Source organism: Paenibacillus polysaccharolyticus (genome assembly GCF_900102085.1).
Taxonomy (GTDB): Bacteria; Bacillota; Bacilli; order Paenibacillales; family Paenibacillaceae; genus Paenibacillus; species Paenibacillus polysaccharolyticus.
Window position 1 is genome coordinate 172460 of the sequence record NZ_FMVM01000001.1, and the last position, 24581, is coordinate 197040.

At 47.3% G+C, this 24581-nt stretch carries 6 protein-coding genes; all 6 read right to left on the reverse strand.

Features of this window, described 5'->3' with window-relative positions; all coding sequences use genetic code 11:
- Nucleotides 1-10 precede the first annotated feature (10 nt).
- From BLQ13_RS00780 to BLQ13_RS00805, 6 genes are read right to left on the reverse strand one after another with little or no spacing between them, the layout of a single operon-like run.
- Entirely contained in the window at nt 11-1333 is a 1323-nt protein-coding gene (locus BLQ13_RS00780) for an aspartate aminotransferase family protein (protein WP_167375603.1), read from the reverse strand.
- Nucleotides 1330-2310 (reverse strand): ACP S-malonyltransferase, encoded by a 981-nt coding sequence (locus tag BLQ13_RS00785; protein WP_090914989.1) that lies wholly within the window; start codon nt 2308-2310, stop codon nt 1330-1332. Before BLQ13_RS00785 ends, BLQ13_RS00780 begins: the two co-directional genes overlap by 4 nt.
- Complete coding sequence (locus BLQ13_RS00790; RefSeq protein WP_090914991.1) at nt 2307-3464, reverse strand: acyl-CoA dehydrogenase family protein; 1158 nt, start codon at nt 3462-3464, stop codon at nt 2307-2309. Before BLQ13_RS00790 ends, BLQ13_RS00785 begins: the two co-directional genes overlap by 4 nt.
- Nucleotides 3461-3718, reverse strand: a complete 258-nt coding sequence (locus BLQ13_RS00795; RefSeq protein WP_090914993.1) for an acyl carrier protein — start codon at nt 3716-3718, stop codon at nt 3461-3463. The genes BLQ13_RS00790 and BLQ13_RS00795 overlap by 4 nt, the downstream gene beginning before the upstream one ends.
- A complete protein-coding gene (locus tag BLQ13_RS00800) occupies nt 3715-7857 on the reverse strand; it encodes a beta-ketoacyl synthase N-terminal-like domain-containing protein (protein WP_167375604.1) in 4143 nt (1380 codons plus the stop codon). The genes BLQ13_RS00795 and BLQ13_RS00800 overlap by 4 nt, the downstream gene beginning before the upstream one ends.
- A complete protein-coding gene (locus BLQ13_RS00805; RefSeq protein WP_090914997.1) occupies nt 7847-24577 on the reverse strand; it encodes a hybrid non-ribosomal peptide synthetase/type I polyketide synthase in 16731 nt (5576 codons plus the stop codon). The genes BLQ13_RS00800 and BLQ13_RS00805 overlap by 11 nt, the downstream gene beginning before the upstream one ends.
- Nucleotides 24578-24581 lie beyond the last annotated feature (4 nt).

Genomic DNA, 24581 nt, shown 5'->3' on the forward strand with positions numbered 1-24581 from the left:
TCTGGCGGCATTAGACAAGTTCATCGTAGAGCTCTTTCATCTCCGCAATCGCCGCAGGGACACGCTCGCTGAACCAGGCCACATCTTTCATGTCCAGCATAATGTTCGGATACATGCGAGAGAGTGTCGATACAAGAATGCCGTGCTCCGCGAGCTTGCCATTCAACAAAATATCAAAGGACATCAATTCAAATGTATAATCGGCTGTACTGCTAAGTTCTTCGGTGCAACAATGATAGGAAGCGCATCCCGCTGGGCCTTGAACAACAAGGGGGAGACCCACCTTCGCCGCTTCCCTTGTGAGAATGTCATGAATCATCTCGGCGTGATGATTCATACGATTCATGGCTTCTCCTCCATTGCGGCCCAGCATTTCGAGCGTTGCTTTCACCGCGGCTGTACCTAACGGATAACCGTTAAACGTTCCCGCATGAATTACTTTTTTGTCCACCAGCAGCTTCATGATATCGGCTCGGCCAACTAGAGCAGACACGGGAACACCGCCGCCAGCAATCGCTTTTCCCAGCGTAGTCAGGTCGGGCGTAACACCAAACATCTCCTGAGCCCCGCCAAGTCCCATACGAAACCCTGTAATGATCTCATCAAAAATAAGTACAACCTGATGATGATCACATAGTTGTCTCACTCTTTGCAGATAACCTGGAGCTGGCATGACTCCGCCTCCGTTAACACAAACCGGCTCCATGATTACTGCTGCAATGTCATCACCATGTTCAACAAATAATTCTTCCAAACGGGCAGCATCGTTCCAAGGTAGCAGATAGGATTGGGATTCCATGACATCCCTTGCCCTTCCCTGTGTTCCCTTCATGTCACCAGGATAGTCCGAAGGTACGGGCAAACCTGTTCTGGGCGTTTTACCGCCCATAATGTTATCTGAATTGCCATGATAATGACCTTCAAAACGAACAAAGCGATTTTTGCCTGTCCAGGCGCGGGCAAGGCGCAGTGCATTTTGCACAATTTCTGTACCCGATAACCCAAACCGGATCATCTCAGCCGAAGGTACATATTGGTGGATTAACTCCAATGCCTCAGCGTCCAGATCACAATGGCTTACCGACAGAACACGATCAATCGTATCCTTAAGGCATTCGTTATATTCCTCGTTACCGTGCCCTACAATAAGTGCACCAAAGCGGGCATAGAGATCCAGATACTCACGGCCGTTCATATCGGTTACCCTGCTTCGGGATGCATGGGCAAAGTGTAGCGGTGTCTCCTCCCAGGGAAGATGGAAATTATAGTGCACACCGCCAGGAAGGTGTTGTTTCACTCGCTGGTTATACGCCATCATATTTGTAGTAATCATCGCGCTTCGCCTCCCCGGTATGTTTGAATCCCTGCCGCATACATTGCCAGGAGCTTCGACTGATCCTGCGAATCATCCAACGAATAGGCAGTGATTGAAGTGTCGTACTCGGCAATCATATTTCTCACACTCTGGCCTGGGCCGACATCCATCCAAATGCTCGCACCCACCCGCCGAATTTGCGCTAAAGCCTGAATCCAGTGAATCGGCTGCAACAGCTGAGCTGTCAGTAACCTTGGGATATCCTCTGCTGCTTGGATGAACTCTCCATTCACTGTGGAACATATCGCAAATGCAGGCTCGGTAAAGGAAAGCTTAGATACCATTTCGTCCATCTCAGGCTGGATAAATTGCATCAGTTCGCTATGATATGGCGCATCTGCTTTCATAGGCATCATGCGGAAGGGAATGAATTCCCCTCCAGCTTGATCCACGAGATCATCCAGCAAACGCAAACCTCCCACCTCACCTGCAACAACGAATTGGTTAGGTGAGTTATACCCCGAGATAGTCACGTAATGAACCTCTCGAATATTGGCAACGATGTTTTCGAGTTCTGCTTGACTCATATCAACGACAATTCCTGCTCTGCCCTTCTGTTCCTGTATTGCACGATGCATCAATGCCCCCCGTGAAGCCGAAAAGCGGACTGCATCTGCAAAGTTTAATGCACCAGCAGCCACCAAAGCAGAGATCTCACCCAGGCTGTGACCAATCGCATAATCTGGATTAATTCCAGTCCGGCGAACGAAGGAATCAAACAACGCATAACTTGCTGTAAGTACAGCGGGCTGAGCATATTCGGATTGTGTCAGTTGCTCCAGTGAGCCGGCCAGAATCAAATCTCTGAGATCAAACCCGATAACCTCACTCGCTTCGGCAAAAATCAACCGGACTTCCGTTTCTCTCTCTAAGAGATCACTGCACATCCCGATATATTGGCTACCTTGCCCTGGAAATAATGCGCAGATCGTCATAGCCCACCGCCACGCTTGTAATAGGTTTTCAGCCCATAGTGTGAGATCATCTCCTGCTGCATCTGGGAGGAGCCTTCAATAATCTCCAGGATTTTAGCCTCCTTGTACAGTCTGGATACCGGATACTCACTGCTAATTCCATTGGCTCCATGAACCTGGAGCGCATCATTTGCCACTTCTACTGCAATTTTGGATGTGAAATATTTAGCAATCGTTGTTTCCATGACAGCCTGCGGGTCCTTGGCTTCTCTAAGCTCGGCTGCCCGCAAACATAGCGCTCTTGCTGCATGGACTTTCGTTACTGCATCACCAATCATGCCGCGGATGAGCTGGAAATGACTGAGTTTCTGGTCAAATTGCTTTCGCTTGCGTGAATAGGTCACCATGGAGTCCAAAGCCTCCTGCGCTATAGCGAGTCCTGCCCAAGCGATGCTATATCTGCCCTGATCAAGCGCACCGCTTACGATGTACTCAAAGCCTTCGTGCATCCGCCCAATCAGATGGCTTTTGGGCACACGAACTTCATGAAGATCAATTTCAGCGATTCCTGTCTCGCCACCAACCATTACACCCTCGATGGCTTGCGTCTGCACACCGTCAAACTGACGTTCAACCCAGAATGCTGTACTCCTCCCTTCTTGGGAGGCAACAATAATGAACACATCCGCTACGTCTCCAAAGGTAATCCACTTTTTCTTTCCATTAAGTACGTAACAGTCCTCTTCTTCCCGCCAAGTTGTCTTTACGTTTTTGGCATCCGACCCGACCTCGGGCTCTGTCAGTCCAAACGCTCCGATCCATTCCCCACGGACCAACTTGGGCAGCCAGGACGACTTTTGATCTGGCGATCCGAAACGCACCAAAGTTTCGCTCACCAGTGAAGTATGTACCGTCAATAAGCTTCGAACCGCCGGAAGTGCTTTACCAAATACTTCCGTTAACAGTCCGTATGCTTTGGGACCAAGACCCATTCCCCCATACTCATGTGGAATAGATGCAGCTAAATACCCTCTTTCGGCCATAGCACGAATTAACGAGCGGGGGATAGACTGCTGCTCCTGAATTTGCCGGGCATAAGGACGAATCTCACGGGTAGCAAATAACTCGGCTTCATGGAGAATCTCTTGCTCCTGTTTCGAATCCAGTTCAATCATTCGACTGCCTCCCCTTGAAGAAGCGATTCATGAAGATATGAAGCGAATTCTGCAATCGTCTTGTATTCAAACAACGCAACAGGACTAATATCCACCTGCAGATGTTTACGTGTACGATTTATAATTTTGAGTGCCTGAACGGAAGAAACTCCTATTTTCAAGAAATTCGTTTCTTCATCAATCTCATCAGGTTCCTGTTTCAGTGCGGCAGCGATTTCCCCTTTAATAAACCCTTCAATCTCTTCTCTTGTCATATCAAGACCTCCGTTCCCTGATTCGCCCCTACCCAATGTACATGTGGCTCGAATGGATGCGCTGGTAAATGCACGATCTGGCCCGTTCCATCGGGATGCAACTGTTCCCAATCCAGTGAAGCACCACGCACGTAGAGCTGTCCCAGCAACAAGGCTAATTGTGTTTCCATAGTAAGCGTTGTCGCTCCAGACAAATGGATATAACTCTCTTTGCCTGTACCTCCCGCAGGTTCGACCCCATCACAAGTAGCCAGCATTACAACAATATCTGCACTCGCCATCGGGCAGTTTTTATCCTGAATACTTCCGGATGTTATTTTGCTGCGATTCAGCGTGATTGTCGGCTTATCTGGAGCCTGGGTGGAATCCGCCTTATCGTTCAGCTTGAGCTGGGATAGCATTTGTTCTCCACCGTCAATGCCACGAACCTCCTGGATGGAAGGTACGACACGCATGAGGGATTCGAGCAGGTTCGCCCAATACTCCTGATCAGCCAGTTCCAACTTATTTCCTCCAACAACGATGTTGACACGGGCGGCTCGGCTTCTCTTTTTGAAGCCAAATTGCAAGCTTTCCTGACTCCACTCCCCGGTCTCTTTTACTGCGACAGCGGCACGATAACGGTAATGCTTTCGATACCTGTTCCGTGTGAAGCACACGTCCGTTAGTCGGAGATTCGGATGTTCTTCCAGATACTTTTTCGTACTATGAATCAGCTTCTGCAACGCCTGCTCTGACTTGGCAGAGAAGGTTAACAATTGATCCCGTTCCGTGTCCTGTCTCCAAACTGCCGGTGCATTCCACTCCTCCAGCACAATATGGGCATTCGTGCCGCCAAGACCAAATGAACTAATACCAGCTTTACGCGTTTTCCCTCCGGTTACCGTCCAATCTTTATGCTCATTAACGATATAAAAAGGAGACTGATCCAGGCGAAGAGCTGGATTAGGGTTATTCATATGCAGACTTGGAGGAAGTTCCTTGTGCTGCATACTAAGCAAAACTTTGGCCAGACTAGCTCCACTGGATGCTGCGAATAAATGTCCTATATTGGTTTTGACCGAGCCTAGACCGATAGAGGTGCCTTCGCCGTATCCTTTCTCCTGAAACAGACGGAGTAACGCATTCACTTCAATGGGATCTCCAATTCTTGTTCCTGATCCATGCGCCTCGATATACGAGATTTCTTTTGGATTCAGATTGGCATCGTTATATGCAGCTCGTAACACTTCATATTGCCCCTGAGGATTAGGTGCCATAATACCTAAAGAGTACCCATCGTTATTCACCGCTGTACCACGGATCACGCCATAGATATGTTTATTCGCGCGAACTGCCTCTGTTAGCGGCTCCAGGTATACAACTACTGCACCCTCACCAATAACCGAACCATCAGCTCCCTGATCAAACACCTTGGTATGTTGTGTAGAAGAGCATATTCCCGCATTACGTGATAACTGGTGCACATGAGGTGTTGCCAAAATGCTTGCTCCGCCTACAACTGCGCCAGAGATACGTTTGTCCTGAATCGCTGCCACTGCTTGCGTCAAGGCTACGAGAAAGGAAGAACAAGCGGTATCAATGGCCAGCGCCGGGCCCGTGAAATTGTATAAGTGTGAGATCGATGCCGCTGCGATATTGGACATATTGCCAACCATCGCATGAGAGTGCACCTCGAATCCCTTGCTACGATTCATGTAATCTACAACGAGATCAAAGTAGGAGCTGGGGTTAATACCAACATATACACCGACATCACGTTTTTCCTCCTGATCCACGATCATGCCTGCATCCTCGAGCGCCTCATAGGCAACCTCCAGCAATTTGCGGTGCTGCGGATCCATAAATGCAGCTTGTTCCGTCGGCATTTCAAAAAATTCGTGGTCAAAAGTATCCGGGTTCTTTAATTCTCCAATCCAATCTGTCCAATCCGGCCGTTTGGAGCGTACAGCTCGTTCCGGACTCACCTGATCCACACTGTCCAATCCTTGAACGAGATTGCTCCAGAACTCCTCTTGTGTATCTGCATCAGGAAGCCGAAGGGACAACCCTGTTATTGCAATCGCTCGGTGTACGTTCAACTGATTATCCGGGCGTATTTCATTTTCGAGTGACCTGTTCTCTTCGGGAAGTTCCTGAAGATACTCGACCATTTCCTGTACCGTTCTGCCAAAGACGAGTACTTCCTGTCCCAGTTCACGTCCCATGTGTGCAGACAGCTTGTCAAGCAATTGGTAGGCAAGAATGGAATTTCCCCCTAGTGCCAGAAACGAAATATCCGTCGCTACTTTCCCCACAGGTAACTGTAGAACCTCAGCCCAAGCCCCACGCACAGTCTGCTCCAAGGTTAACGGATGAACGCTCTCCCCAATGGACTGTGATTGGTTTTGAAGAAGCATGGCTTCAATGGCCTCGATATCCTTGTTAAATGCACCGCCCTCATACTCGTTTCTCAGCATAAAACGCTGAACTTTGCCGCTAGTCGTTTTCGGAATAACCTTAATTGGAAGAACATGAGTAATCTCTATTCCTAGACCAGCCCTCATCCGATCTATTAAGTCCTGCCTTATTTCCAGAAACTGCGGAGTGTTCGATTTATATTTTACAAATACAAGCAGTTCTTCCGTTTGGGAAATGTTATTGAAATGTCCCACAACCGTCAGATTGCCTCTTGGAATACTGCCATTTTGATATAAAATTTCTTCCAAATCATGTGCGTAATGATTTTGACCACGGATGAAAACGATATCCTTGATTCGTCCACTTACAACAAGGGAACCTTCCGCCATAAAACCGAGATCCCCCGTCTTCAGCCATCCGTCCACGAATAGCTCTCGATTGACTTCTGGCAGATTGTAATATCCGGAGGTTACGGATTCCCCGCGAATCTGGATTTCACCCACCGTGCGCTCATCGACAACTTCGCCGTACTCATCGGCTATTCGAATCTGGATTCCCGTCATGGGATAACCTTCATGCACAAACTCAATCAGATCTGCCGGGTCATGAACAGCGGCATCCACCGGAATCGCTTTTCCTTGTTGCACAAGCGATTTACGTGATATTTGTTCGATGCGCGGCTCCTCTTTCAACCTCCAGGTACACACACCCACAGTTGCCTCAGCCATGCCGTAAGCAGGAAACATCATATCCGTGCGGTAACCACAGGAACTGAATTTTTGAGCAAATCGTTCAATAACTTTGGTCGATATGGGCTCGGCACCGTTTAGGGCCATGCGCAGCGAAGACAAATCAAGCGAAGCCAGTTTGGAATCCGGGATCTTTTGAACCATCCATTCAAAACCAAAGTTTGTGCAGCAAAACCACTTCCCTTGATGTTCCGTAATTTTGCGTAGGAACAAGTAAGGGGATCGTACAAAGGTATACGGAGACATAACCATTAAATTAGCAGCGCTTAGTACAGTCGTTAGGTGTTGCCCGAACATTCCCATGTCATGCGTATGAGGCAGCCAAGTAAACACGTTATCTCCTTCTTCAGCACCAAGGAAGGTCTTGCATGCAATACTGTTCGCAATAATATTACGATTCGTTAACTGTACTCCCTTAGGGATACCTGTACTTCCTGACGAAAACTGTAGAAATACGACCTCTTCAGGAGCAGTCAGACTTATTTCGGCAACTGTATAACTTGTCTGAAGCTTGCTAACGCTAATGCAGTTCAATCCCTCAAAAATTGGACTCTCAGTAAGCTGTTCGTATTTTGGCAAAAATGCTTCTTCTACGACTACCACAGGTTTCCCGAGGATTCCCCATATTTTCGTGAATTTCTCCAGACCAGCTGAACCCGGCTCCCAGGAGGCAGGAGGACTGACCGGGGCGACAATAATGCCGCCCAGAATACAAGCCCAAAATGTACGATAAAACTGCTGTGAATGATCAATCTCCAATATAACGACTTGTCCCTTAGTTAACCCGCTCTCAAGCAGGCCTTGAAGATACAGACGTCCTTGCTTCAGCAGCTCAGGATACGATTCAAACTGTTCTTCCCCGGATGAACTGATATAAGTGATTCCCTTATCCGGATGTTTGTCAGCGATATACATAAGAAGTTCAGCAACTGTTGCATAATGCTCCGGCACAATCAACTCCGGCCCTCGTTGTATGGATTTACTGGACATGTTGCACCTCCGCTGCCTCATTATGAACTTTCACTTTTACATTCACGTAACTGCCGAGTTGCTCCTCAATCTGCTGTTTCAAGCGCTCCGTATCCAGACCTGTATGACACCCCAGGTGCACGTACACAGAATTTTCATCGTATCGAATGACCCATTCCATGTATGCGAGGCTCGGATTAGACCCGGAGTCATCGATCTGTTCGAACTCTGGGATGGTCTCCTCGCTGGAGATAAAGCCCTGGAAGTTGAACAAAATAAGTTTCCTTGGCTCCTGACCCGTCTGTCTGTAGGCTGTAGCCAATTGTCTTTGAATTTTGGAATACGGAGACGTCATGACCGATTCATCTGTCAGCGCCATAAAGTTAATGCTGTGTCGTTTCGTGAAGTCCAAGCGTTCCACCAAATCTTCCTGAGCAAAATCAGCATGCACAAGAATCGGAATCAGATCGAGGAATTCACCTACGTGATCATAATACGTTTCTTGTCCATACTCTCGGCCATAATGCACAAGCGCAACAGGCAACTCTTTCGCATTCAGATAAGAAGCGATAATGCCAGCAAAGGATTTAAAATAGTTCCACCAGGACTCATTAAGATCTTGGTCTGTAATATCTGTACGCGGTATTTCAACCGTCATCGCTGAAGGCGCTGACTCGCCTGTGGTGATTAACAGTTGATTCATAACGCTACTATTGCAATGTTGCCAAGCCTGAATGGAATACCGCTCCTCGAGTTCATGCTCAGTGATGTTAACAGGCCCTCGAGACAGCATGTTTACATAATCCTCATATTTGCGTATCTCCAATGAACCTTCTGCAGCGATCATTCCAGATCGCTGATTACGGGCAATTGCCGACTCAAGTTGCTGCTTAATGATCTCAGCGCTCATGCCATCAAAGGCAAGGTGATCGAAACTCCAAATCAGTTTGTGTTTACTAGCTCCTGTTCGCAGAATACACAGACGCCATGGCAATCCATCGAGTGTATGCGACTTGTGTAATAGCGACTGAATTAGTTTGTGCTCCATTTTTTCCAGCGTAGCAAGGGCGTAGTGACGAACATCAAGATATGGAATGAGTTGTTGCAACATATCTGCTGCTTCGGACAAATCACACTGATGCCACTGTAACGTGTCTTCCTCATATATAATGCTGTGTAGCAACTGATGACGGGCAATCACCCCGAGAATCAGTCTTTTCACAGTAAATTCATTTAAATTACCCTCCAATATGGTTGTAAAACCGCTTGCTCGTGCAGTTGTAGAAGCATGTGCTCGTTGAATTGGAGATAGTGGGAAGCAACCAATGACAGGCGTTCCCGCCATGAAACTTGAAACCTGATTACAATTATTCAAGACATGTGATACCAGGCTGTCCAATTGTTTCTCATGAAGTGATATGTCTTGGGGAACAGCGATAGGGGACTGAATTTGCAGGCTTTCTTCGAATAAACTGGATGGAGAATTCAGCATTTCCAGCGAATTCGCTAACGCTCTAACTGTAGGATATTGGAATAATTCGCTCACACTGATGGCAATTCCTTCTTTTGACAAAATTTGCGTGAGTGCGATACCTTTAAGCGAATGTCCACCATTTTGGAAGAAATGATCGGTTACGCCAAAGTTCGGATTACTCAGTACCTTTCTCATGGCTGCAAGGATTTTTTGCTCTATCTCCGTCAGGACAGAATCTGTCGCTGTAGGAACGGACTGCGCTTCTACCAGATCGGCTAAAGCCTTCCGATCCACCTTGCCGTTAGCATTAATAGGCAGATGATCCATTCGCCAGATCTGTGCAGGTACCATGTATTCAGGCAGCCGCTTGTGCAACTCTGCTCGAACATTATCAACCGTTCGTGAGATGTTGGATTCACATGTATAAAATGCAGTGACATATAAACTTCCAGATGCATCTGTCGCTGTCATCACAAAAGCATCCCTTATTCCCGGAAGTTGCTCCAAGCAATTGTGGATCTCCGATAACTCAATTCGGAACCCCCTGATTTTCACTTGAAAATCAGATCGTTCAATAAAGATCAAACGGCCATCATGTAGACGCTTGACGATATCTCCTGTCCGGTACATCCGTTCGCCTTTGCGGAAAGGATCAGCTATAAAATGTTTTAAAGTCAGCTCTTCCCGGTTCAAATATCCAATACCTACCGCATCCCCGCTAATATATAACTCGCCTGGCACATTGGCAGGAACAGGATTCATATCCTCGTCCAGAACATATAGAGCTGTATTGGACAATGGATAACCTATAGGCAGAGAGTCGGTATACGGCTCTGTTTGCTCCAGTAAATAATAGGAGGCAAAGAAAGTCGCTTCCGTCGGTCCGTATCCATTTAACAGTACGCCTGGTCCGACACATGCCATTGCTTTATTTGCGTGGCTCACGGATGCCGCTTCGCCCCCAAACATCACTCTGCGAACATGCTTCAGGCATGCTGCATCCCAATCCACCAGCATATTAAACAACGAGGTTGTAATGAAAAATACTGATATTTGCTGCTGACGAATCACTGCCGCCAGACGTGCCATATCGAGAATGATCTCTTTTGGAATAAGTACCAGGGTAGCCCCATTAATTAAGGAAGCAAAAATATCAAAGATCGAACCGTCAAACGCATAATTGGAAACTTGTAATACCCGATCCTCAGGCACTACTGTCACAAAATTGCTTTGCTTCATCACTTTAATGACATTGCGGTGACTCATGACCGTGCCTTTTGGCGTTCCGGTCGAGCCTGACGTATAGATGATATATGCCGGATCGACTGCAACAGTCTTTATCTGCTGGACTATAGGCTCTACATACTCTCCTGAAACAAACGATTCGAGTTCTGTGGACGGAATCATGACACGTGGAACCGCTGATTTCCATGCCGAGACATACGATTCTTCGCTCAAAAGTATAGACGCATTGCAATCTTGTAAAATAAACTCAATGCGAGCCGGCGGTGATGCCGGATCAATTGGTACATATTGACAACCTATGGTTAGTGTAGCAAGGATACTGATCATCTGGATCGGTCCGCGGTCCAGGATCAAAGCAATACTTGAGCCTGATGCCACGTCTTGTCCGAGTATGCGAGATGCAAGCTTCTGAACCTGTGCATACACATCAGCATAACTCCACTCCTCGTTCCCCCACACCAAGGCTGTCTTCTGTGGATGTAATTGAACTTGTTCCTCAAATAGTTCGGGAATTGTTGCTTCCCGCGGATAGTCCATGTGGTTGTCGTTGACACCGAACAACAGCCATTCATCCTCTTCAGGCACAGTAAGCTTGATCTGACGAACCCGCTCTACCTCTCCTGTGACCATTTGAGTTAAGATATACCGGAACTTGTCCATCATCATTTCCATGGATCGTGCATGGAACAATTCAGAACGATATTCCAGTTCAAGCGTATACTGTTGGTGGTGTTCAACGACCGTCCAGGTCTGATCAAACTTGGCATCCACCTTTCCATCCATCCAGGACTCAACTTGTAATGTCCCTGCTTCAAGCTCATCCGTACCCATATTAATGTAATTAAGAACAATATCGAAAAGTGGATTACGGCTCCCATCACCCATCAGATCAAGCTTCTCAACCAACGCTTCATATGGATATTGCTGATGTTCATAACAGGATAACAGCTTGCTACGAACTTCGTTCAGATAAAGCTCAACAGGCTGATCCTTGTCTAACATAGTACGAATGGCGAGCATGTTTACAAACATACCCATGACGTTATTCAGTTCTGGCTTCTCTCTTCCGGCTACAGCTGTGCCAACGACCAGATCATGCTGTCCCGTGTATTTGGAGATCAACACATTTAAAGCCGCCATGAATAACATGTAGGGAGTCAATCCCTGTTTTGCACAAAAATCATTAATCTGTTCACTTAACTGTTCTCCAAACTCACTGCTAATTCGGCCACCCTGGTTAGAAAGTTCTCCACGTCTCGGGTAATCTGTAAGCAATTCGACAGACGCAGGCACATCCTTGAATTCTTCAAGCCAAAACGCCTCATCTTCGGCAACATGCCCGTCTGATGTAGATTGATCAATCCATTCAGCATAGTCCTTGTACTGAATCGATAATGGTTCTAAAGATTCCCCACTATATAACCGGGCAAATTCTTTCATAAGAATCGCGATGGAACTCTGATCAGAGATAATATGATGCATATCTATGAACAGAATATGTTCGTCATCGGACAGGCGGGCAAGTTTTACACGAACCAGTGGTGCCTGGGTCAGATCAAATGGTTGCAGCCATTGCATCAATTGCTGCTCCGGCTCTTCTTTTTCAAGTTCCAGCAACTCCACTACACTTGAAACCTGATCCTCAATGACCTGGTATAGTTCACCTTCAAGCATTTCAAAGCGCGTACGAAACGCCTCATGCCGCTGTACGAGAGAATCCATCACCGCTGTAAATTGTGCCGTATCGAGCGCTCCCTTCAACCGGTACGAACTTGCAAGATTGTAGGCTGTGCTCTCGCCTTGCATCCATTCATGTACCACGAACATTCTTCGTTGCGCAGAAGTCGTCTTGTATCGATCTTTGTATGCTGCTGGGAAAATGCTGTCTCCTGATCCCGAATAATCCACCCCATTGTCTTGTTGCTGATCAATCCATGCCACCATACGGGCAAGGACAGAATGATCGAACACATCCTCTAGTCCCATAGCAACTCCGAATGTTTCCTTGACTCGGGATGCCAGAGTAATAGCTTTGAGGGAATGTCCACCAAGCTGGAAGAAATCATCCTCGGAGTTCACTGATTCACAACCAAGCAACTCTTGCCAGAGCTGAGCAGTGGTGTCATATACTTCATCCACATTCAAACGGACTCTACTCTTACCTGTGTTCGCCTGTTCTGGTGATGAAGTCAGAGAAGCCGCAGTTTGAGGCACACCCGTAAGCAGGTACAGCGGAACATCATGCTTATGAACGATTGGATCGAACGAATAAGTCGGGAGAGATATCTTATGCCCAGAGCTCTGTCCGTTAATATGTGCCCAATTCAGTTCGATGCCTCTGCACCAGCAATATCCCATTGTTTTCATGAAATAGACATCGGCTTCAAGCGAGCTGGAACGATCTCCAGTAAGAGAGATAACCTGCGCATCCTTCAATATATCGTTGTCTACAAGCTCTCCGTTCTGTAGCGGACAGGCTGTAACCCAAAGTATCTTTTCCGCAGATAGTAAAGAATTCTTTGATGTGTCGATCGTACTCATTGCCTCAGACAAGGCACCTTCTTGTGTCTGCCAATCTTCACGGCTATATAAGAGACGCACTGCATGAGCCAACTCAAGCGTATTGCTAATGACCTGTCCGACCAGTTCACCGACACCTTCTCCACACATTCCATCCGGTTTAACCCCTGACTCAATCAACGTTGCAAACAGAGCGTACTGCACCACAAAGCAATACATAAATTTCAGGTCTGAATCCCGAATTGGCCTGCCTATACTTTGACGAAGTGCATACTGTTCCTTGGCTTCAAAAAAGCTCAGTACTTCTTCAAAGTGCTGCTTGAATCGTTCAGACACTAGACTGCGATACCTGGAAGCATAAAGTTCCCGAATCACATGTGGTTTCCATAAAACATCCCCGAGGATGTAGAACATTACTTTAGGCTTATCCCCCTGGTTCACACTCGCTTGTGCTTCATGTTCCTCCACCTGATCTTGCGAAGGGACGTAGCCATCCACAACGACAAGAGCTTTACGATAGTTAAATCGGCTTCTTCCCTCTTGCAATGTCCAAGCAGCGCTCGGCATCTGTTCCGGCATTTTTTCGAGTGCTTGTAAAACCGAATGATACGTTCGATCCAGAGCGGATTCGCTCTTGGCCGAGAACGGGAGTAAGTGTACAGGCTGATACACCCTTTGACTCTCTCGTACGGGCGGTTGCTCCAAAATCACGTGAGCATTCGTGCCGCCAATCCCGAAGGAACTTACCGCTGCGCGCAGAACCTGCTGATCTTTGAAGTGTCGCGGCTCCTGATTAATGTAGAAAGGACTGCGTTCCAGTTCCAGCATAGGATTGCTTCTTTCCATATAAATCTGCGGCGGAACTGTTCGGTGATGTAACGTTAGAACGGTTTTGATAAATCCGGCAACACCAGCTGCAGCGTCCAGATGACCGATGTTTGCTTTGACCGAACCGAGGGCGCAATAATTACGTTTATCCGTTCCCCAGGACTGTCTAAGTGCTTCGATCTCGATGGGATCACCGAGCTTGGTGCCTGTCCCATGTGCCTCCACATAATTGATTTCCTGTGGAGACACCCCCGAGCGGTCAAGTGCGGTTTGAATGACCTTCACCTGTCCGGTAACACTTGGCGCAGTATATCCGATTTTATCCAATCCATCATTGTTAATCGCTGAGCCTTTGATCACCGCAAAGACCTGATCCCCATCGCGCAAAGCATCATGAAGCGGCTTCAGCACAACCATGCCGCACCCATTCCCCGAAACCGTACCTGAGGCCTGTTCGTCGAACGCTCTGCAATGCCCGTCCTTGGAATAGATCATGCCTTCATGCCAGTGATACCCCTCTTTGAGCGGATAAGAGATAGACACTCCCCCTGCGAGAGCCACGTCACATTCTCCCCGGATCAGTGATTCTGCTGCCTGATGAATCGCGACGAGCGAGGTCGAGCATGCCGTCTGCACAGCCATACTTGGCCCTCTTAGATTCAGCTTGTGAGATATACGTGTCGTAATATAATCCTTCTCATTCAGCGTCATCGCTTCAAAAGCTTGCAGCAGATCACCTGAACGACCCAGGAATTGAACCATCCATGGTAAACTCAATCCGCTTCCGGCAAATAAACCGATGGAACCTGAGTACCGGTATGGATCACAGCCCGCATGTTCAAGCGCTTCCCAGGAACACTGATGAAGCAGTCTAATCTGCGGGTCCATCATATCGGACTCCTGATACGGGTATTCGAAAAATCCGGAATCAAAAAACTCGGTATCTTGCAAAACGCCTTTGGCTCGAACATATTCAGGATGTTTATACTCTTCAGGCCGCACCCCTGCTGCTGCCAATTCTTCTTCAGTCAGTCGGGTAATGCCGTCCTTACCTGCCATCAGATTATCCCAGAACTCCTCGATATTTTTTGATCCTGGAAAACGACCGGCCATACCTATAACAGCGATATCCGATGGGGAAGTGCTTCTGTTCCTGCTGGTCACATCGGCATCTGTTTTGATGTTTATCACTCTTTCTTGCATCATTGAAGGATCAGGTTTGACCGCAGTGCTCGTACTCGCGATGGATTCCCCGGATACATGTTCTTGCTCATGTTTATTCTGAACAGGGACATCCACCGAAGTTAACATCTGTTCAGACATCAGATGATCAACGAGAGAAGTAATGGAAGAGTGTTCAAACAACTGCACAAGCGGAATATTTTTCCCAAGATAAGCGTTTAACCGGTTATTAATCAAGATCAGACCTAGCGAGTTACCGCCAATATCAAAAAAGTGCTCTTGTACTCCGACATGATCCCGGTTCAACATCTCTTTCCATGTTTCAACCAGCATCTGTTCCAGCTCTTTGCGAGCCTGTTCTCTTCCCACTGGAGAAGAAGAACCAGCCATTAAAGATGGAGCTGGCTTCTCATTAGCTTCGATCGCCTCAATCGCTCCAAAGTCAGTCCATTGAAGGGCATTCCGATTCAATTTGCCATTCGGCAGAACTGGCAGCTTGTCTAGACGAATGATGCGTGAAGGCATCATATACTGTGGCAACCTCTGTTTCAGCCAAGACCTGAGCAAAGTGTCCTGCTCTTCCATATTCGATACACTTATGTCCGGCTTCAAGCTGTAGTAGAGCACCAGTTGCAACTGCTCAGGCTGGTTTCCTTCGACCTTCACGACGGCTTCTCTCAAACGTTCATAGCTCATAGCCATTTGCTCGATCTCGTTTAATTCGATCCTGTATCCTCTGATCTTCACTTGCTGATCCAAACGTCCTGCTAGTTCGACCTCCCCGTCCTGCAACACACGAGCCAAGTCACCTGTCCGGTACATACGTCCACCCAGAACCTTTGCATTGTCAATGAACTTGGCAGTCGTTTCGGTCAGATTATTCAGGTAACCTCTGGACACCCCACGGCCTGCAATGCAGAGTTCCCCATAATTTCCGGGAGGCAATAATTCACCCTCTTCATCCACGATATAAAGCTCCGTATTAGCAATAGGTTTGCCAATCGTGATGAGTCCAGATTGTTGCAACTCTTTGGTCGTTGACCAAATCGTCGTTTCGGTAGGGCCATACATATTAAAGACACGGGCAGACGAATATTTTTTAATATCCATCAGAAGTCCTGCCGGAACACTTTCTCCTCCGGTAAGAACACACCGAAGATGAGAAAGTACCTTCGCAAATTCCGAATTTTCAACAAACGCTTTAATCCGGGATACCGTGCTGAGAATATGCGTTACGCCATGCTGCCTTATCTGGCGCGCGGCAAGAACGGGATCAAGCTGTTCCTGCTCGTCTGCCAAATATAGAGAATGCCCTGTACACAATGGTGCCCACACTTCAAATCCGAAAATATCAAAAGATACCGTTGTTACACTAATCATTCGATCTGTTTCATATTCAAAAATGTTTCGTTGCCTGATGTCTTCCACAAAATTGACCATCGCATCGTGAGCAATCATTACCCCTTTAGGCCTTCCGGTGGATCCAGAGGTGAAGATGACACAAGACAAGTCAGAAGATAGAACGTCCACATTCGGATTAATAGTTGAACGTTCGTCAGCAAAATCAGGCTCATAAACGATGCGTTCGCCTTCAAAAGCCACGACATTGGCCTCATTAGCAGTGCACAGTAGCAACTTCATCTTGCTATCTTGCATCATGTCCAGAATACGTTGCGGTGGAAATGCTGGATCTATAGGCAGGTAAGCTGCACCCGCTTTGAGTACTGCGATCAACATAATAATGAGAGTTTCATCCCGGCCAGTTAATATGCCTACAGGTTCATCTCTACGTACCCCTCGATCAATTAGCTTCCAAGCCAACGCATTCGCTCGCTCATTAAGCTCAAGGTAGGTAAGTTCCTTGCCTGAAGATACAATAAGTGCAGTTTTGTCTGGTGTACGTTCTGCCTGTAGTTCAAACAAACGATGCAAGCTCAGGGTATGATCATAATGCAAAATGGGTCCCGCTAACCGATGAACCTCAGCTCCCGAAGCATGCTGGACTCGTTCATACAGTTTGCCTAAAGGTGCATCCGGCTGCTTTACAACCTGCTCACATAGTTCAATGAAGTCCTGAATCATACGCTCAACAGTTTCTCCTCGGAACAGGTCTAACGCATATTCAATGTATCCTTCGATGACTTGATGTTCCCTGTTCTCCTGACATGTCAGCAACAGGTCATAGGTTGAGACTCCGGTCTCCACAGGAATAGAACTGAATTGAAGTCCATGAAGTTCAAGATCATGCAGTTCCATGTTCTGATAATCAAAACACACATCAAAGATGGCATTACGGTTCAGTTCCCGCTTAAGTCCAAGCTGCGTTACAAGCTCATTGAATGGATACTCCTGATGTGCAAAAGCATCGAGTGTATGCTGTTTCAGCTCTTGTAAAAAAGCGGTATAGGTCCGATCTGATGCTGGATAATTCCGCATGGCAATCATATTCACAAACATCCCGACGGTTTCTTTCCATTCTTCCTGTAACCTACCCGCTACGGGGGTCCCGACTATGATGTCCTGCTGACCTGTTCGACTCGCTAGCAGAAGATTCCATACACTGAGCATCACCATATACATGGAAACTTCCGTGGATGAAGCCAGCTTGTGCAATCGCTCCGTTAACGAGTGGCTCAACGTGAAATGAACTCGTTCACCTTTCATCTCTCGCTGTACTGGACGATCATGATCAAGCGGAAGCTGCAGTACAGGCGGTGTTGGACCCAACCGTTCCAGCCAGTATGTTTGATGCGGCTGATATGCCTGAGAGGTAAGACGCTGCTGTTGCCAGACCGCATAATCTTTGTAATGTAACCGGACAGTGCGTTCCTCCCCAAAATACAGTGCATTGAAGTCACGTGTAATCAACTCAACGGAAGTACCGTCCGCAATAATATGATGGATATCAAAGAACAACAGATGCTTGCGCGCTCCTGTTCTAATCAGGTTCACTCGCATGAGTGGAGCTTGATGAAGCTCAAAAGGACGAATCAGCGTCTGAATCAAAGCAGCAGTCTCTTGTTCATCGGCTAAATACTGCTCGGTAAAGCTGAAATCTAAAGGAACGGATGCATGAACCATCTGCACCACCTGATCTCCGCGTATTGCAAACGTCGTTCGAAGCGCTTCATGACATTGCACCAGCTTTTCCAGTGCAGCCTCTACTCTGGCATGATCCAAATCTCCTTCGATCAGAGTAGCCGAAGGCAAATTATACGCCGTGCTATTTGGATCCAGCATGGATTGAGTGAACATACGCATCTGCGCAGATGAGATCGGATAGGCATCCATTATCGGCGCAGCCTCAATCATGTTCTGCTTCTGTACTTGCGGCTCAACCATTGCAAAGAGATGTTCCGCCAGTTGGGCTGGTGTAGCATGGTTAAACACATCCGCAACCTCTGCCTGAATCCCGATGGAAGACCGAATCGATGCGGACAAACTGACTGCTTTGAGCGAGTCTCCACCAACGGCGAAGAAATTAACATGCTCTTCTAGGTCGTTTATGCCAAAAATCGTTTCATACGCCTCCAGAACAACCCGTTTCATGGCCTCCAGACTGCCTGCATAACCTCCCGCAACGGAAAGAGACGTGTTGCTATATTGTTCACTCGACTGAGATGTATGTCGACTACCGCTTGTTCCTTCCAACGTCGAACCACCCATAAGCGACTGGCCAATTGGATAATGCTGCTTATCAAAATGATAGGTTGGCAAAGAGCATTTGCGGCGCACGTTCTGTCCCTTGAGTACTTTCCACTCCGGCTGAAGGCCCGCGCACCATAACTCGGCGATTCTGCGGTTTGTATACAGCACGTCCGGTTCTGTTTCTCTAACGTGACGCAACATATTCAATACGGTTTGTGTTTCCTTGGACTGAATGTGCTGTCTCACAAACGAGCTTAATGTACGTCCTGCCCCAACCTCAATGAATACAGCTTGTTCTTCCTTTAACATTTCAGCCAAATTTGCTTCAAACAATACCGGCTCTAAAATATGCCTTGCCCAGTAGTCTGGACTTACGATCTCATCCGGCAATGCCCATGTTCCGCTCGTATTCGAAAGCAATGGAATCCGCGGGCTGTGTAGCGAATAAGTCGACAGACTGTGTTTGAACTCCATCGCAGCATCCTTCATCATTGGCGTATGGAAGGCATGAGAGGTTTTTACACGAACGCATTTCCAGCCGAGTCTTCCGGCCTTTTCTTCCATTCGGTCAATCGCCTCTGCCGTCCCGCCAATGACACTGGAACCTGTTGTGTTGACCAGAGCCAGCCACGTACCTTCTTCCAATTGAGATTTTACCAACGGAGAGTCCTCCATGATGGCGAGCATGACACCTGGCTGTTGTTGCTGCATCAAACGTCCCCGTAGCCTTACGATCTGTACAGCATCTGCAAGATCAAATACACCTGCAACCACAGCTGCTGTCAGTTCTCCGATGCTATGTCCGATCATGCCATCTGGCCTGATACCCAGATCAATCAAGGATTGAGCCATGGCATAACTGGTCATGAATAGCGCAAATTGGCTGTACTCCGTCTGGTTCATTCGCTCTGGATGCTGATCACCGTATACAACAGACAGAATCTCTTCTCGCTCTTCTTCAGGAAGCAGATCCACAATCTGCTGTACATGCTTCTTGAACAGCGGCGCAATGCCTGACTGTTCTGTCGATTTGTACAATGCTGCACCCATGCCCTGATACTGACTGCCCTGCCCAGGGAACATAAAATAAACCGGGCGCCGATCTTGCGGCGAATGAACCATTTTTGCCTTCTCCAGCTGACGCATGCATTGCTCGGGATCATCTTTCCAGCTTTTATCCAGGACCAGTGCCTTACGATAAGCAAAATCCGTTCGACCGGTCTGCAATGTCCACGCTGCATCCGAAATGGATAGCTCTGGATGCTGCGCGAGATGCTCCATAATTTGTTCAGCGGTGCGGCTCAGCGAGTACTCTGTTTTGGCTGAAAAAATCATTACATTGACATCATCATCCGGACTGCACTTGTCCATCTTTGGAGCCTCCTCCAATACCATGTGAGCATTCGTGCCTCCCACACCAAATGAATTAATCCCTGCACGCAGAACACCAGCTTCACCTGGTTTCCAGTCCACCCCCTGCGAGTTGACCTTGAAGGGCGTGCTTGCAAAATCAATCTTCGGATTCGGTTGTTCATAATTGGCGGTACCCGGGATATATCCTTGATCAAGACTAAGTGCAACCTTAATCAAACCAACAACGCCAGCCGCTGTATCCATATGTCCCACGTTGCCTTTTACTGAGCCAAGATAACAAAACTGCTTCTTCTCGGAAGCAAAAGCACGTGTCAACGATTCAACTTCAATCGGATCACCCAAAAGTGTGCCTGTGCCGTGCGCCTCAATGTAACTAACCGTTTCGGGATCAACTCCGGCTGCCTGATACGCATCCTGAATGACCTCTGCCTGACCGCTTACACTTGGTGCAAGGAAGCTAAGCTTCTCCTGACCGTCATTATTAATGGCTGAACCTTTAATGACACCATAAATATGATCTGTATCTCGCAATGCATCACTTAACCGCTTCAACACCACGATCCCCATCCCATTGGAGAACACCGTGCCGCTTGCAGCTGCATCAAATGGACGGCAATGGCCATCCGAGGCAAACATCATGCCATCCTCGTACACGTAGCCACCTTCATTCGGCAGCTCTACTGTAATTCCACCAGCCACAGCGACATCACATTCTCCAACGATTAAAGACTGGCATGCCAGATGTGGAGTAACCAAAGACGTTGAACATCCCGTAAGAGCTGTATAAGCAGGACCTCTAAGGTTCAACTTATAGGCCATGCGTGTAGCCAAAAAATGATTGGTGCTGAGAGTAAATGCTTCATATTTGCTGCTGTATCCCGCATCCCCGAACAGCACTTGTCGATACCACTCAAAGTCATCCGATCCACCGAGGAAAACGCCGACTTTGCCTGCTTCATCAGGTCTGCACCCAGCATCCTCAAATGCTTCCCATATTCCCTGATACATGAGTCTGAACTGAGGGGACATCATTTTAACTTCGCCAGGTGTATAGTCGAAAAAGCCAGCATCAAACTCCTCAATCCCGTTGACTCGCCCTTTGGCTTTAACATAACGAGGAGAACGCAGCAATGCCTCGTCTACACCGAGTGTCCTCAGTTCCTCATCACTGTAAAAATGAATGCTCTCCTCTTGTGCCATCAGATTACGCCAGAATTCATGAATATCCTCTGCTCCGGGTACATTCACGGACATCCCTACAATGGCAATATCATCACGTAGAATACCCGCTTTCCGTCCAAAACGTTCTTCTCGCAACATCGGTATCCGTGCTGTCTCCTGTTTCTGTCCCAATGCTGCAAACTGCCGCAGTGTAGGACGCTCAAAAAAGCGGGGCACTGGGAAATCCACATCAGTACGATGCTTTAATCGGTTATGAGCCTGAATAACGGAAAATGAATTGCCACCAAGTTCAAAGAAATGATCATCTCTCCCGACTTTCTCGACACCGAGCACTTCTGCCCATACCGATGCAATCTGCCGCTCTAATTCCGTGGCTGGAGCAACGTAAGCCGTGCTTGAAGTGTGAATATGCGTGGTATCTGCAATTAGCGCATTGCGATCAATTTTCCCGCTACTATTGAGTGGGAACTCCGATTTATGTACAAAAACAGATGGAATCATATAGGCTGGCAGAGATTTGGACAAATGGTCTCTCAGCTCAGCCACAGGCAATTCCTGCTCCGACAAATAATAGGCATACAGTAAACCGGACCCTGTATCGGAGGATTTCATCACAACGACGGTTTGAATGACTCCCGAGTAGGATGAAAGAGTATTTTCGATCTCACCTGTCTCTAACCTTGCACCCTGAATTTTGACCTGAAAATCAATGCGCCCCAGGTATTCAATCGTTCCGCTTGGCAGGGAGCGAACCATATCCCCAGTGCGGTACATCATTCTGAAATACTCAGGGTCCTTCTCTTCGTCAAAGAAAGGGTTAGGAACGAATTTTTCCCTTGTCATTTCTTCCAGGTTCAAATATCCGCGTGCAAGACCTACACCGCTCAGACATAGTTCCCCCGGAATGCCCAAAGGCTGTAATTCATCCCGGCTTCCAACGACATACCATCTGGACTCGTTCAATGGGGAACCAATGGGTATGTTTCCATGCCCTTCATAGGCACTCAATGGATAATGGGAGACCCATATCGTACATTCCGTAGGACCGTATACATTATCCAGGCTTGCCCGGATATTCAGGTGGTTGAATTTTTTAATGATATCGGGTGTGACGGCCTCTCCGCCTACAAATACCCATTTCAGCGTGTCCAGTCCTGAGAGATCAGAACGAAGTTCCATCGTCTCGAGAAAAAGACGGAATAGCGTCGGCACAAAGTTGATATGAGTCACCTGATGTTCAGCTACTGTAGTCAATATCTGGTCCGGGTTCTTCTCCTCGCCTGGCGGCAGAATACTTAATGCTCCCTCACCCATAAACCAACCAAACAATTCTGTACAGGATACATCAAAGGTATACGCCGTTTTTAACATATACACATCACTCGCTTGTACTGGAAAACGACGTTCCAAATCAAGCAATGTATTGACCACACTATGATTTTCAATCATGACCCCTTTAGGTTTGCCCGTTGATCCTGACGTGTACATAATGTAGGCGAGACTGTAAGGATCTAGAGGCTCTTCGAGATTGGAGCTGTCTCCCGTGTATACCATCCCATCTTCTGTGTAGATATAGTGAGCCGGAAGCGAGTCATCCTCTGCTTCTGGCCGGATGGCAATAACGGTGGATATATTCGCATCGGATAAAATGTAGGCTTTTCTGGATACCGGATAGGAAGGGTCTAGGGGAACAAAAGCACATCCAGCCTTCAGAACAGCCAGCAAGGCGATGACCAGATCGGAAGAACGTAGCATTTGTACGCCGACTGCCTCGTTTTCGGTCTTTTTCCGTGCGATGATCTGTTTTGCCAATTGATTGGCCTTTGCATTAACTTGTGCGTAGGTTTGTTTTTCTTTTCCTTCGAGCAGAGCGACTCGTTCTGGGTGCTTTGTTACTTTTGTATGAAAAACATCGATGATATGCTGCGGAGTGTAGGGAAAATATGAAGTTTGGTTAAATTGATGCAGCAATTGCTCCTGCTCTTCCTGCATCAGCAGGCTGTATTCACCAATGCTCTTCTCTGGTGCAGTTACCAGCTGTTGCATGAGGAATAAGAAGCGCTGACCCATTCGTTCAATGGAGTCTGCTCGAAACACATTCGGTTTATATTGCAGCTTCAGCTGTGTACCTTGAGGTGTGCCGTTCAATACAACCATCAGATCACCTGGGAAAGTAACCTTATCCTGTTCCACAAGCTGGCTTCCTGGCACATCCTCCTCATATGAGTCATACACAAAGGAGATATCAAATACCGATGGTGAGCCTGGTTGCACCTGCAACATACTGTCTCTGACAATTAGATTATTAGGATATCCAATGTGTTTATACGTATCGATCCAGGCTGCAGTAACTTGCTCAAGGAGAGAACCAAATTTAGATTCAAGGTCAATCCGGAACCGCATCGGCAACATATGTACAAAACAGCCAATCGTTTCTTCCAATTCGATATCCGGACGATGGGAATACGGAGAAGCAAACGTGATATCCTCTTTGCCTGCATATTTATTCAAGAGAATACTGAATGCCCCCATGAAAAACATAAATACCGTAACCTCATGTTCCTTTGACATCTCTGTAATATCCGCCATCAACACCTCTGGAATATCAAAACGTAGCTCATGTCCCACACCGGTCTGTGAACCGCCAGCCGGATAGTCATGCTGCAGTGCCAGGGGCTCTGCACCGTTCATTTTGGATAACCAGAACTCACGCTCACGGTTATACTTGTTCTCTTGTATTTTCGTATTCTCTGATTCGATATAAGAGATAAAGCCCTGATCCTGCTTTATTTCCAAAGGTAGATCCTGCAGGATGCAGGTGTACGCATGGAGAAGTTTATTTTTAAAAATTTCCAGAGACATACCGTCACAGATTAAATGGTGGATACATAAAGTAAGAACATGCGTGTTCTCGTCCATATGTACAAGCATGATGCGAAATAAAGGGCCTTGCTCCAATATGAAGGGAGCCTGAATACATTCTTCAATGTATCCCTCCAGTTGCTGTTCCTTGCCATCCTGATGAGCTTGACTCAGATCCCGCAAAATCAGTGAGTACTCCATATCATCGTGGATCGCCAGAACTGGTCTGTCCTGCTGTATCTCAATATGCGTGCGGAGCACGACTTGTTCATGCATGAGCAACTCGATGGAACGTCGAAAGGCTTCAAGTTGAAGCCTTTCGATTTGTATCGAAGCGGAGATGTTATAAGAAGATGGATCATTCACTTGGCAATCGAAATAGATTCCCTTTTGTGTTTCGGAGAGTTCCACGGTTTTACGTACCATCACG

Excerpts from the sequence above, each read along its gene's own strand:
- BLQ13_RS00780 (WP_167375603.1), bottom strand. The coding sequence starts at position 1,333 with ATGATTACTACAAATATGATGGCGTATAACCAGCGAGTGAAACAACAC.
- BLQ13_RS00795 (WP_090914993.1), bottom strand. The coding sequence starts at position 3,718 with ATGACAAGAGAAGAGATTGAAGGGTTTATTAAAGGGGAAATCGCTGCC.
- BLQ13_RS00790 (WP_090914991.1), bottom strand. The coding sequence starts at position 3,464 with ATGATTGAACTGGATTCGAAACAGGAGCAAGAGATTCTCCATGAAGCC.
- BLQ13_RS00805 (WP_090914997.1), bottom strand. The coding sequence starts at position 24,577 with ATGGTACGTAAAACCGTGGAACTCTCCGAAACACAAAAGGGAATCTAT.
- BLQ13_RS00800 (WP_167375604.1), bottom strand. The coding sequence starts at position 7,857 with ATGTCCAGTAAATCCATACAACGAGGGCCGGAGTTGATTGTGCCGGAG.
- BLQ13_RS00785 (WP_090914989.1), bottom strand. The coding sequence starts at position 2,310 with ATGACGATCTGCGCATTATTTCCAGGGCAAGGTAGCCAATATATCGGG.